The 12,068-nt window shown below is 65.2% G+C and carries 10 protein-coding genes and 1 other RNA gene; 8 read left to right on the top strand and 3 right to left on the bottom strand.

Going from position 1 to position 12,068, the window contains the following annotated elements:
- The first annotated feature begins 113 nt into the window (after positions 1–113).
- The gene (locus tag ACED18_RS05580; protein ID WP_377289786.1) at positions 114–1,622 is read left to right on the top strand and encodes a putative bifunctional diguanylate cyclase/phosphodiesterase; all 1,509 of its coding nucleotides are present in this window, start codon (positions 114–116) and stop codon (positions 1,620–1,622) included.
- A 205-nt stretch (positions 1,623–1,827) separates the two neighbouring features.
- A complete protein-coding gene (locus ACED18_RS05575) occupies positions 1,828–3,213 on the top strand; it encodes a serine hydrolase domain-containing protein (RefSeq protein ID WP_377291059.1) in 1,386 nt (461 codons plus the stop codon).
- A gap of 88 nt (positions 3,214–3,301) precedes the next feature.
- Here ACED18_RS05575 and ACED18_RS05570 read toward each other — a convergent pair whose 3' ends face one another.
- The 3 genes from ACED18_RS05570 to ACED18_RS05560 all read right to left on the bottom strand — a co-directional run bounded on the left by ACED18_RS05570 (position 3,302) and on the right by ACED18_RS05560 (position 6,572).
- Positions 3,302–4,450: a transglycosylase SLT domain-containing protein gene (locus ACED18_RS05570; RefSeq protein ID WP_377289784.1), complete on the bottom strand. Its 1,149-nt coding sequence runs from the start codon at positions 4,448–4,450 to the stop codon at positions 3,302–3,304.
- 123 nt (positions 4,451–4,573) lie between these two features.
- Positions 4,574–5,209, bottom strand: coding sequence for a LysE family translocator (locus ACED18_RS05565; RefSeq protein WP_377291057.1), 636 nt, complete (start codon positions 5,207–5,209; stop codon positions 4,574–4,576).
- Between the two features lie 148 nt (positions 5,210–5,357).
- Positions 5,358–6,572 carry a pyrophosphate--fructose-6-phosphate 1-phosphotransferase gene (locus ACED18_RS05560; RefSeq protein ID WP_377289782.1) on the bottom strand — a complete coding sequence of 405 codons (1,215 nt, stop codon included), beginning with the start codon at positions 6,570–6,572 and terminating at the stop codon, positions 5,358–5,360.
- A gap of 385 nt (positions 6,573–6,957) precedes the next feature.
- Between ACED18_RS05560 and ACED18_RS05555 the strand changes: the two genes are divergently transcribed.
- From ACED18_RS05555 to mraZ, 6 genes are all read left to right on the top strand, one after another.
- Positions 6,958–7,665 carry a TerB family tellurite resistance protein gene (locus ACED18_RS05555; protein WP_377289780.1) on the top strand — a complete coding sequence of 236 codons (708 nt, stop codon included), beginning with the start codon at positions 6,958–6,960 and terminating at the stop codon, positions 7,663–7,665.
- Positions 7,662–8,426 carry an N-acetylmuramoyl-L-alanine amidase gene (locus ACED18_RS05550; RefSeq protein WP_377289778.1) on the top strand — a complete coding sequence of 255 codons (765 nt, stop codon included), beginning with the start codon at positions 7,662–7,664 and terminating at the stop codon, positions 8,424–8,426. Before ACED18_RS05555 ends, ACED18_RS05550 begins: the two co-directional genes overlap by 4 nt.
- Before the next feature lie 359 nt (positions 8,427–8,785).
- Positions 8,786–9,376, top strand: a complete 591-nt coding sequence (locus ACED18_RS05545; RefSeq protein WP_377289776.1) for a lytic transglycosylase domain-containing protein — start codon at positions 8,786–8,788, stop codon at positions 9,374–9,376.
- Positions 9,377–9,455: 79 nt separating this feature from the next.
- Complete coding sequence (locus ACED18_RS05540; protein ID WP_377289774.1) at positions 9,456–10,658, top strand: NAD(P)/FAD-dependent oxidoreductase; 1,203 nt, start codon at positions 9,456–9,458, stop codon at positions 10,656–10,658.
- Positions 10,659–10,704: 46 nt separating this feature from the next.
- An RNA gene (rnpB, locus tag ACED18_RS05535) (RNase P RNA component class A) lies at positions 10,705–11,152 on the top strand.
- 473 nt (positions 11,153–11,625) lie between these two features.
- Complete coding sequence (gene mraZ, locus ACED18_RS05530) at positions 11,626–12,066, top strand: division/cell wall cluster transcriptional repressor MraZ (protein WP_377291055.1); 441 nt, start codon at positions 11,626–11,628, stop codon at positions 12,064–12,066.
- Positions 12,067–12,068: the final 2 nt, after the last annotated feature.

Here is a 12,068-nt window from a genome sequence, read left to right as displayed (position 1 = left end):
TCATTCTGGCCGCCATGATGAGCGGCTTGCCGGTGGTCACGTGTCTCGGAGTCGACATGCCAGTAAAATGGCTTTCAAGCCGTCAGGAATGGCGATGGGCCGTGCGGGGCGCAATGGCGGGACTGACAGTTCCCGTGTTCTGCCTCGGTGCCGGCCTGTGGCCGGTGGCGGCCGATGGTGCGCTGGCGCTGGCCTTCGACACCAGCGTTGCCTTTCTGCCAGCCGTCAGCGCGGCGTCGGGCTACCGGCTCGGCCGGCTCAGACGGCAGATTGCCGAAACCCGCGAAAAACACCTTCTTCTTCAGGCGGAGCTGAACGGCGATGCCTTTACGGACGCCCTGACGGGGCTGCCGAACCGGGCGGCGCTCGAGCGGTCGATCGACATCATCCTTCAGGGCGATCCTGCGGTCGGCAAGGGGCATGGCATCATTCTGCTCGACCTCGACCGGTTCCATTTCGTCAACGAGACGATGGGACGTGACGCCGGAGACCAGATCCTTCTCATCCTGTCCCAGCGCCTTCGTCATGCGCTTGGCGCGCATGCATCGCTCTACCGACCCGGTGGCGACGAATTCGTGGTCATCGTTCCCGGCACGCCGTCGCGTGGCAAGCTGGAGGATGTGGCGCGTCTCCTAGGCGGCGTTCTGCGCGAGCCGTTCGAGCTCAGCGGCGGCCAGTTCTGGACCGGGGGCAGCATCGGCGTGACCTTCCTTCAGCCGGCGGACCGGTCGCTCGACGACATCCTGGCGCGTGCGGAGCTTGCGCTCGACCGCTCCAAGGAGATGATGGGCAACAGCGTCGCCTTCCACGAGCCGCATCTGGCATCGCCCGAAAATCGTCGGCAGGTGACGACGCGGGACGTGGCGCGCGGGATCGCCGCGGGCGAGTTCTTTCTCGAATACCAGCCGATCATCGGCATCAAGAGCCGCAGCATCCGCTGCATGGAGGCGCTGGTGCGGTGGCGCCATCCCGAGCGCGGGGTCGTGCTGCCGGAGGCGTTCATTGCCGCCGCCGAGCATAGCGGCGCCATCCAGCCGCTCGGGCGCTGGGTTCTTGCCACGGCCTGTCGCGAGGCCATGGGATGGCCGAGCTGTGTCGGTGTCTCCGTCAATGTCTCGAAGGAACAGATCCGCGATCCGGATTTCGTGATGCTCGTGACCAACTGCCTCGCCGAGACCGGGCTTGCGGCCGAACGGCTGACGATCGAGGTGACGGAAGCCGTCTTCTCGCTCGAGCCGCATCGTGTCACCGCAGTCTTCCAGGCGCTCCGCCGTCTTGGCGTAAGGCTGGCGCTCGACGATTTCGGCGTCGGCTTCACGGCGGTCAGCAATCTCGGCGCGTTTCCGCTCGACCAGTTGAAGATCGACCGGTCCTTTACCGACGCCATGCTGCGCAGCCAGCGTGATGGGGAACTGATCGACCTCATCCTGAAGGCCGGTGCTGCCTTTGCGGTTTCCACCATCATCGAGGGCGTGGAGACCGAGGGGCAGATGGAGCTTGTCCGTGCCATGGGTGTCGGGGAAGCCCAAGGGTTCCTCATTTCGCCGCCCGTGCCGGCTGGCGATGTGGGCGCCTTGATCCTCGCCTTCGAGGCGGGTGCCTCGCGGGTGTCGGCGGCCTGAGCCGGCGCCCGGTCCTCACCACGGCCATCGTCCCCATCAAAAGCATGGCATTTCTGCTGCCGGGGCTTGCAACCGCCGTGTAGCTGCCGCACATCCTCACCATGGAATGCGACTGCCGGATGTGGCAGCGGCAGATGTCATGGACCGGTCACTGCTGCTTTCCGGCGTTGCGGACAGATCAGGCGATGCGAGGAGAAAACAGGTGATCCGCAAGGCGCTCGCCGTCGTGGGCATTCTGGTCGCCACCGTGGCTGTGGGCGTGCCCGCATGGCTTTATATCGCACCGCCGGAACTTCTGCGCATCGGTGATGGCTATGCGGCGAAGATCGTCTGCTCGAACGTCTTCATCGCGGGGCGTGACCCGGATCAGGTTCTCGCCGAGGACGTCCAGGCGCCCGGCCATCCGCTGCTGCGCTTCGTGTCCGTTTCCGTCGATCGCGAGCAGCGCAGCGTGACGGCGCATATTTTCGGCTTTGCCGCACCGGCCGAGGCGGTCTATCGCGAGGGGCTTGGCTGCACGTCGCTTCCCGACGGGACGGTTGCGGTCGCGCCGCGCTACAGTCCCAACTATTTCAGCGGTTTGCGCCCGCCGGCCGACAAGCCCTGGCCGGAGGGGACGACGACGGATGGCAATGCTGCCATTCAGGACATCATCGTCAAGCCGGAGCTGCAGGGCCCCGGCATGAGGGCGATCATCGTCGTCAAGGATGGCCGCATCATCGCGGAAACCTATGGCAAGGGTTTCACGCGCGAAACGCCGCTTCTCGGCTGGTCGATGACGAAGACCGTGACGGCGGCGCTGGTGGGACGGCGCATTGCCGATGGTGCCATGTCGCTTGCCGCCAACAAGCTGTTGCCGGCCTGGGCGGGCGATGGTCGCGCGGCGATCACGCTCGGCGACCTGATGGCGATGCAGAGCGGCCTTGATTTCAACGAGGACTACGGGACGGTCGCAGATGTGACGCGCATGCTCTACCTCGAAAGCGACATGGCGGCCTATACGGCAGCCAAGCCGCTGGTGCATCCGCCGGGCACGCAATTTTCCTATTCTTCGGGAACGACGACGTTGATTTCGCGTCTTTGGATGGACAGTTTCGGCAGTGAGGACGAGGCGCTCGCCTATCCCCGCCGGGCGCTCTTCCGACCACTGGGAATGACGAGTGCTGTGCTTGAGCCCGACGCACGCGGCACCTTCGTCGGATCCTCCTACATGTATGCAACGGCGCGCGACTGGGCACGCTTTGCTCTCTTTTTGCTGAGAGATGGCACGTGGCAGGGCAGGGCGCTGCTGCCGGAAGGTTTCGTCGCCTTCATGCGCAAGCCCACGGATGTCTCCGGCGGTCGCTACGGGCAGGGGCAGGTCTGGACCGAAACGCCGACGCCGCCCGCAGGCAAGCCCGCCCTGCCGCCCGAAACCTTCTGGATGCGGGGCCATGACGGCCAGTCGATCATGATATCGCCGACGCTCGATCTGGCGGTGGTGCGCCTTGGGCTCACGCCATCTTCGGCCGGTTACGAGGTGCGGGAAATGAACGCCCGGATCGTTGCCGCGCTCGCACCGGCAGATACGGCCGTGACCGCCGGCCCCTGAGCCAGCGGTACATCACGACATGCGGCGCAAACGAAAAGCCCGGCGCGCAGGCGGCCGGGCTTCTTGCAGGATAAATGTCAGTTTGTGCTCAGCGCATGTCTAGCTGGTCGAGCAGGCCCTTGCGCTTGGCGTCGAAATAGTAGCCGCGGGCGTAGAGCTTGACGGCATTGTCGTGGCTGTTATCGGCCACGATGAAGGCGCCGCGCAGATACTTCGTCGCATATTTCAGGTTGGTTTCCGCATCGAACAGGCCTTCCGGCGGGCCGTCGTAACCGAGGCTGCGGGCGGTGTTGTAGCGGATCTGCATGAGGCCGTAATTGCCATGCGCATAGGCGCGGGGATTGTAGGTCGACTCGCGCTTGACGACGCGGTGGACGAGTTCCAGCGGCAGTTCGTTCAACTTGGCATAGAAGGCGATAAGCTTGTCGAGTTCCGGGCGCGTGCTGGTCGGTGCGCCATCGGCGGAGAAGGTGAGGGCAGACTGCGGCTTGCGAGAGCGGTAGTCGGGGCGCGCCATGGGCACGATCATCTGCGAACTGACCAGCGTCTCGAGGCCGACAGGCTCGCCTGTGTCGAAGGTCGATTCCATGACGGAGCCAAAGCTGTAGCTGGCCGCAACCGGGAGAGCGGCGACGCGCTCGCCGCGAACGGCTTCCTTGCCGACCGCCGGGGCGGTTGCTGCAAGCTCGCTGGCTACGGCGGTCACGGCCGGTGCCGGACGCTGGCCGGAGACGGCCATGTTGGCCGCGGCGATCGCCGGGCTCGTCACCTTCGACTCGTTCTGCAGGGCCTGCGGCGCGATGGTTGCTGCCTGCATGGTTGCCTTGCGCGGATCAGTGCCGGGCACGGGCGTGCCGTCGATGATGGTGGCGACCTGCACCGGAGCTGCCGTCTGGGCCGCAAGCGCCGCTGCTGTCACCGGTGCCGTGGCGCCGGTTGTGACGCCCGGGGCGGTCGCGGATGCTGCTGCGGCGGGTGCCGTTCCTGTGACTGGCGTGCCGATTGTCGCCGTCGTAGCGGCGGGCGCGGCATAGGCCACCTGCTGTGTCGTTGCGGGCAACGCACCTGCCGTCTGGACGGCGGGCTGCGTGGCGCCGGCGGGCTTGATCGTGTTGATCGAGGAGAGCGTGTTCTTGGGCTTCTGGTTCGCCGTCGAGCATCCCGTCAGGACGACGCAGACCGATGCCGTGGCCGCTGCGAGCGCTGTTTTCAGCGGGAAGCGGGTGTCATTCGCCATGTTGAAAGCCTTCAAGCTGTCGGGCCGGACGTCGTTTGAAGTCCGGCGATTCAGCGGCGCCACCCGCCATGGTTCGCGAATTCATTAACGCAAGCTTTCGTGAACCGCAACCCGGCCCCCCGTTCAGCTCGCCGATGCGCGCTTCAGGCCGGCCGTCAGAACACCTGCCGCGATCAGAAGGGAGCCGCCCGTGCGGTTCACCGCACGTTGTACCGAGGGCTTGCGGATTGTGCTGCGCGCGGCCGATGCCATGAGGGCATAGAGCGTGGCGTTGAGGGTTGCGAGAACAAGGAAAGTGATTTCAAAAACAACCATCTGGCCCAGAACCGGCCTGCTGGTATCGAGAAACTGCGGCAGGAAGGCCACGAAGAAGATGATGCTCTTCGGGTTCAGCGCCGTTACCACGTAGGCGTGCAGGAAAATGCCAAGCGGCCGCCCCTTCTCGGCATCGCGAGAAGTGATGGCGTCTTCACCCACCGGCGCGCGCCAGAGCTTGATGCCGAGCCGTACGAGATAGGCCGCGCCAACCCACTTCAAGACCGTGAAGATCGCCGCCGATGTCGCAAGCAGGGCCCCGAGGCCGAGCATCGACGCCGTCATGGCCGTGAAGTCGCCCAGCGCGACACCGGCAACCGTGGCGCCGGCTGTCCGGCGTCCGTGACCGAGCGCATAGGAGATGACGAGCAGAATGGTCGGACCCGGGATCGCCAGCATGACGGCGGAGGCGGCTGCGAAGGCCGCCCAGTGTTCGAGCGACATCGGAAAGGTAATGGCCATGTCCATCGGCTGATCTCCCAAGGGTGAGAGGGGAGCAAGCCATCGCCATTGCCGTCTGTCCAGCCTGAAACGAAAGCGCCGCGCCAGGAGATCAGGCGCGGCGCGGAGCGGTTAGGGATGGAGAGGGGGCCTAGTGCGCGGCCTTCCAGGGCTGGCCGATCTTGTCCATGACCTCGCCGAACCAGGCGGCGGAGGTATCGAAGTGCTTGCCGCCGCGGATGCGGGGGAACTCGATGATGCGCAGCTTGCCGTTCTGGTCTTCGTCATGGCCGGTGACGCCGGAGATCTTGTCGAGCGCGCCATCGACGGCAAGATCGACCATGCTCTGGATGAGGCGCAGGTCGTCGACATTGGCCGGGGCGGAGCGGGCATAATAGCCGGACTTCTGCACCATGGAGCGCTCCGCGCCCAGAAGGGCGGCGAACTGCTTGGTGAACCAGTTGCCGACATTGATACTGTCGATTTTCACGTGGCCGAAGGCATCGCGCTTCACCGTCTCGCCGGCAGCTTCGCGCTCGGCCACGATGGCGTCGAGGCAGGCGCCTTCCGAGACGAAGAGCGTGACGAAGCCGGTCTTGTCCATGACGCCCCGCAGGCGCTCGGCTTCGGCCTGCAGGTCAAACGCCGTCTCCGGCAGGTAGAGACCGTCGATGCTCTTCAGCTCGCGGTTCATCATGAAGCCGTCGACATAGGCGTGGGAGGCCGACAGCGTCTGGTAGGCGCGCGCGGTGGCGGCCGTCAGCCAGCCGCAGTGACGGCCCATGACCTCGTGAACGACGAGTGTGCGCGGCGCGGCGCTCTGCTCGTTGGAAACATGGTCGAAGAAGCGGGCGCCGTGTTCGGCCGCCGTCCAGGCGCCAAGCGTCTGGCGGATCGGCACGACGTCGTTGTCGACGGTCTTGGGCAGGCCGACCACCGTCAGGTCGTAGCCGTTGGCGCCGAGATAGGCGGCGAGGTCGGCGGCCGTCGTGTTGGTATCGTCGCCACCGATGGTGTGGAGAATGGTGATGCCATCCTTGGCGAGGCGCTCGGCGGCAACCCGCAGCGGGTTCTCGCCGTCCTTGACGAGGCCGCGCTTGGCGCAGTCGGCGGCATTCGTCAGCTTGACGCGGCTGTTGCCGATCGGCGATCCGCCATGGCGGTGCAGCAAATGCGCCTTCTCGCGCATGGACGGCGTGATCTCGATCTGGTCACCGAGAAGCAGGCCCTGATAGCCGGAGCGATAGGCGACGAGCTCGATATCGGGTGCGATGTCCGAATAGCGTTCGATCAGTCCGCCCACCGCGGACGAGAGGCAGGGCGCGAGGCCCCCGGCGGTGAGCATGGCCACTTTCTGCTTCGGCATGGGTTCTCCCTTGGACGGTTCACTGCGATGCGGGCCCTGTCTAGCGCAATTCGAATGGCAGCGGAATGACGCCCCGGCGGGCTAAATCGGTTTGGCTGTGATTGATTTTCGTGGCTGTGCACAAGAGGATCGCAGATCGTCCCTCTCGCGAAAAAGACGCGGACGCAGGATGGAACCAGAGGGCGTCTCTGTTCGTAAGGAAGGTCAGGGCGCGTCTGAGATGGGACCAGAATATTTTCGTACCATCTATTGAGGGCCATCAAGAATTTGCTACAGTGTCGGCTCAGCGGCGAGCGGTCGCGGCTGGCGGGGTTGTCCGGAGGATCCATCCGGGCCATGCTGCCGCCTCTTTGCTCCGGCCGCCCGATTCAGGGGAATATCGCGGATGTCTATCTGGGAACGTCTTGTTTCGATCGTCAGCTCCACCGGCAATGCACTTGCCGCCGTGGTGGAGGCGGTGCGCACGCTGCTCGAGGGCGATCCGGAGACGCGGCGGCAGGTGGCGTTTTCGGTGTCGATGATCGCGCTTTCTGCCAAGATGGCCAAGGCCGACGGCGCCGTCAGCGAGGCCGAAGTGCAGGCCTTCCGTGACATCTTCAAATATCCCGACGACCAGGCCCATAACGTGGCGCGGCTCTACAACCTCGCGCGTCAGGACGTGGCGGGCTACGAGGCCTATGCGGAAAAGCTGTCCGGTCTTTGCGTCTCGTGCAATGGCGACTGCTCGATGCTGGAAGATATCATCGATGGCCTCTTCCACATCGCCAAGGCCGATGGGGCGCTGCACGAGAAGGAACTCGCCTTTCTGACGCGCGTCGCCGACATCTTTGGCATGAGCGAGCAGCGCTTTCGCGGCATCATGGCCCGCCATGTCGATATCGGCGAGTCCGACCCCTACGAGGTGCTGGGCGTGTCCCGCAAGGACGATTTCGCGGAGATCCGGAAGCGCTACAGGGCGCTCGCATCGGAAAACCACCCGGACAGGCTGGCCGCGCGGGGCGTTCCCGTTTCCCTGCATCGGGTCGCAAGCGACCGCATGGCGGCGCTGAATGCCGCCTACGAGGCGATTGCCCGCGAGCGCAAGGCGGCATGAGCTTGTTCAATGCTGATTTTCCGGGCGCCGACGTCGTGCCGTCGCCCAACCATGGGGGGCGGCGCGAGGGGCGGTCGCCCGACATGATCATCCTCCATTATACCGGCATGCCGACCGCCGAGGGTGCACTCGACTGGCTGTGCCGGCCGGAAAGCGAAGTTTCCAGCCATTATATGGTCTATGAGGACGGGCGGATCGTGCAGCTCGTCCCGGAGGCCCGTCGCGCATGGCATGCCGGCAAGAGCGCCTGGATGGGCGAGATCGACATCAACTCGGCCTCGATCGGCATCGAGATCGCCAATGCCGGCCACCCCGGCGGGCTTCCACCTTTTCCGGACGAGCAGATTGCGGCGGTCATCGAATTGTGTCGGGACTGCGGCGCGCGGTGGCAGATCGCGCCCGAGCGGGTGCTGGCGCACAGCGATGTGGCCCCCATTCGCAAGGTCGATCCGGGAGAAAATTTCCCCTGGCATCGTCTCCATGCCGAGGGTGTCGGGCACTGGGTTGAGCCGGCGCCGCTCGCCGGCGGTCGCTTCTTCCAGCGCGGCGATAGCGGCCAGCCGGTGGAAGCCTTGCAGTCGATGCTGGCCTATTACGGTTACGCCGTTGACATTACAGGCGAATTCGATCTGCGGACCGAAGGCGTCGTGGCCGCGTTCCAGCGGCATTTTCGGCCCCAGAAGGTCGATGGCGTAGCCGATGCATCGACCATCGACACGCTGCACAGGCTCCTGACCAGCCTGCCGCGACTTGGTGGCTGAGGGCAACTTCCGGTCCGTTTTCACCCTGCTGCGCCGCACGCTGCGGCTGCGGTTTTGTTGCGCTGCCACAGGATGACCAAATTGCTCCCGTCATTTCCCGGCCGGCGGCGGTTGGTTCAGCAGGTGCTGGCCCGCTGCCAGGCACGGGGATGTGCCGCGCCGGTTTCGACCGGTCGGCAATCCCCGCGGACAGGAGCTGACGCCCATTCAATCCGGGGGGCAAGGCGACGTTCGAATAGGACAAGCGCTGCATCGCCAGCCGGCCGTTTCGCGCCGGCGGGATGCTAAGATCAATAGGTTGGAGCGTCCCTCATGCGTCCGAAACGCACGGCGCTCCGATGACGGAGTAGTCAAACGAAATGAAGCGATCTGCTGCAACCGTGGTTGCGGCATGCCTTGGCATGCTCGTGGCCGGGACGGGACCCCTTTACGCCGCAAACGGCGACGACCGTCCGGTCACCCGAACCCAGACCTCCTCATCCGCCGGAAGCAAGGCCGGCGCCGACGGCAAGACGCTCGGATCTTCAACCCTCGACTTCGACACCCGCGACGCCGGCTTCCCGATGGTCGATCCCACGCTGAAGACGGCCTACACGCCGATCATCGCAAACTATGCCCGCCAGTACGGCGTCCCCATCGAACTCGCCCACGCCGTCATCAAGGTCGAGAGCAACTTCAATCCCAAGGCGCGTGGACGCGCCGGCGAAATCGGCCTCATGCAGATCAAGCCCGCCACGGCCCGCATGCTCGGCTATTCCGGCAGCGCGAAGGGCCTCTACGACCCCGAGACCAACATCCGCTTCGGCATGAAATACCTCGCCATGGCGCACGAACTCTCCGGAGGGGTGACCTGCGGGACGATCCTGCGCTACAATGCCGGCCACGGTGCAACGCGCATGAATCCCACGTCCAAGCGCTACTGCGGCAAGGTGCAGGCGATCATCGACTGATCGCGTGCGTCCGGCTCGTCACCGGACGCGGGTTTGCAAGGAGGGTGGCGACGGCTCCGTCGCCGCCAGCGAGGTTGGAATGACTGAGACGTTTGATGTGGTGGTGATCGGCAAGGGGATGATGGGTGCTGCGGCAGCCCGATACCTTGCCGAAGGCGGACATTCGGTGGCGCTTGTCGGCCCCGGAGAACCCGCCGACCGGAAGCACCATGACGGTGTCTTCGCCAGCCACTACGACAGCGGCCGCATCACCCGTACCATCGATACCAGTGGGCTCTGGGCCTTCCTCGCACGCCGCTCGATCGAGCGTTACGGCGACATCGAGGCCCGGAGCGGCATCCGCTTCTACAGCGAGGTCGGATGCCTGATCGTCGGCGAGACGCCGGGCGGCGCCGACGACAGTCTCGACCAGGTGCTGCAGGCTCGCGACGCGCTGCATGTGCATGCGCCGCTCTTCGACCGGCAGGCCATGGCGGCACGCTTTGGCTATTTCTCTTTTCAAGAGGGACTGTCGGGGGTCTACGAACCGGAGGGCGCCGGCGTCATCGATCCGCGTGCCTTTGTCGCCGCCGAAGTGCTGCTGGCGGAGATGGCCGGGGCAGCGCTGATTGCCGAGGAGGCCGTTTCCGTCAGGGACGATGGTGTGGGGCAGGTGGTGGAGACGCGCTCGGGCCGCCGATTGTCCTGCGGCCGGGTGCTGGTTGCGGCAGGCGGGTTCAGCCTCTCGCGGCGCCTGCTGTCGCGGCCGCTCGATCTGACGGTGAAGGCCCGCACGGTGCATTTCGCGGAGGTTTCCGACGAGGATCTCGCCCGCTTCGCCGGCATGCCCTCGCTGATCCGCTGGGCGCCGGAGCAGGCCGACAGCTATTACATGCTGCCGCCGGTGCGCTATCCGGACGGGCGGCATTACATCAAGATCGGCGGCGATCCCGATGATGTGGATCTGACGGACGAGGATGCGGTGAAGACCTGGTTCCGCGGGGAGGGCCGTGCCGGCACGGCCGCGCATCTGTCGCGCCATCTCGGCGATGTCATGCCCGGCTTCACGCCGGCATCGACCCATTCGGCCCCTTGCGTCACGACCTTCAGCCGGCACGGCAATCCCTATATCGGCTGGGTGGAGGAGGGACGTCTTGCCGTCGTGACGGCCGGCTGCGGGGCGGCGGCCAAGAGCGCCGACGAAATCGGACGGCTCGCCGCCCTGATGATCGACGGGATGACCGAGGAGCGGGCGCTGAACGCCTTCGTTCCCGTCTTTGCCGAGGAGACGGCGTCCGCCTGACGTTTCCGGCTTCCCTTCCGGGGCGCGGTCGTCTATTGACCCCCTGCCAGTCGGCCGGGCAGCCGCGCTCCGCATGTGGTCGAAAGGCCGCGGGGTGAGGAAAGTCCGGGCTCCACGGAAACACGGTGCCGGATAACGTCCGGCGAGGGCGACCTTAGGGAAAGTGCAACAGAAAGCAAACCGCCCCGCCTTCTCGACGGCCGCCGGACCCTTGGGTCCATTGATGCGGCCGCCGAGGTGGCGGGGTAAGGGTGAAAGGGTGGGGTAAGAGCCCACCGCGACGCTGGCAACAGGGTCGGCATGGCAAACCCCACCGGGAGCAAGACCGAATAGGGACGACACGGCAGGCGCAAGCCTGCCAGCCTGTTTCCGGGACCGTCGTCCGGGTGGGTTGCGCGAGGCGGCAGGCAACTGCCGTCCCAGATGAATGGCTGCCACGTTCCGCTCCTCGGGGCGGGGCCATACAGAACCCGGCTTACAGGCCGACTGGCAATTTTCCCCCACTCTCCACCATGGCGCGCACGGCGGTTGCAGCCCCGCCGCGCGTGGCATTTCCTCGCCAATTTCAGGGATATTTGCGGGCTTCCGGCCTGGTTGATTTTACTGGTCTTTTATTGTCCGGCCCATGACGGCGTGTTTTGCAAACAGCTGCTTGTTCACCTGTGATTCCAATACGTTGAATCCGCCATCGTAACGATTTGTTAAACTTAACAGGTCATAAACGAAGGCTGAAACCGAGCCTCGGTGCAGAGCATTTCCCATTGACGCCCATATGGTCCCATGCTATCCCAAAATTGCACTGCACACGGGCTATTAGAGCCCTCTCCCCACCAAGTTTCCGCCTCGTTCAGGCATGGGAAACGGCACGGTGTTCACCGTGGCGGGGAGCGTGCGTGTGCCTTCGGGCATCCTGCGTTCCCGTCCGGGATGGAGCCTGCAACCGGTCGGGAAACGGATGTCGAGCGTTATGGGCCGCTTCCTTTCGCACGCGACGAACAAGATCGATGCCAAGGGCAGGGTTTCAATCCCCTCGGCCTTTCGCACCGTCATTGCTCAGCGCGGCATAGGGGAGCTCTACTGCTTCCAGGATTTCGTCTTCCCGGCGATCAGTGTCGGCGGGCAGGACGTGCTCGACCGTTTCGAACGGCAGATCGCGGCGGAAGACCCTTTTTCGCCCCTTGCCAACGAGATGTCGCTCCTGGTCCACGGGGGCGGGGTCTTCATGAAGCCCGATACCGAGGGCCGGCTGATGGTTACGGATTTCATCCGCTCCTTCACCGGGATCACGGCGGAAGTGACCTTCGTCGGTCGGGCCGATCACTTTCAGCTTTGGGAGCCGTCTGCTTTTCACGAGGTGCAGAGGGCTGCCAGGGAGGCGCAGAGGCAGCGGGGTCTCGGCGCCCGGTAGAA

Source organism: Rhizobium sp. SG2393 (assembly GCF_042610495.1).
Lineage (GTDB): Bacteria > Pseudomonadota > Alphaproteobacteria > Rhizobiales > Rhizobiaceae > RU20A.
The sequence above is the reverse complement of the archived record's forward strand: the minus strand, read 5'-3'. Positions and strand labels throughout refer to the sequence as shown.

Excerpts from the sequence above, each read along its gene's own strand:
- ACED18_RS05565 (WP_377291057.1), bottom strand. The coding sequence starts at position 5,209 with ATGTCGCTCGAACACTGGGCGGCCTTCGCAGCCGCCTCCGCCGTCATG.
- ACED18_RS05560 (WP_377289782.1), bottom strand. The coding sequence starts at position 6,572 with ATGCCGAAGCAGAAAGTGGCCATGCTCACCGCCGGGGGCCTCGCGCCC.
- ACED18_RS05545 (WP_377289776.1), top strand. The coding sequence starts at position 8,786 with ATGAAGCGATCTGCTGCAACCGTGGTTGCGGCATGCCTTGGCATGCTC.
- ACED18_RS05555 (WP_377289780.1), top strand. The coding sequence starts at position 6,958 with ATGTCTATCTGGGAACGTCTTGTTTCGATCGTCAGCTCCACCGGCAAT.
- ACED18_RS05580 (WP_377289786.1), top strand. The coding sequence starts at position 114 with ATGGCGGGACTGACAGTTCCCGTGTTCTGCCTCGGTGCCGGCCTGTGG.
- ACED18_RS05550 (WP_377289778.1), top strand. The coding sequence starts at position 7,662 with ATGAGCTTGTTCAATGCTGATTTTCCGGGCGCCGACGTCGTGCCGTCG.
- ACED18_RS05540 (WP_377289774.1), top strand. The coding sequence starts at position 9,456 with ATGACTGAGACGTTTGATGTGGTGGTGATCGGCAAGGGGATGATGGGT.
- mraZ (WP_377291055.1), top strand. The coding sequence starts at position 11,626 with ATGGGCCGCTTCCTTTCGCACGCGACGAACAAGATCGATGCCAAGGGC.
- ACED18_RS05570 (WP_377289784.1), bottom strand. The coding sequence starts at position 4,450 with ATGGCGAATGACACCCGCTTCCCGCTGAAAACAGCGCTCGCAGCGGCC.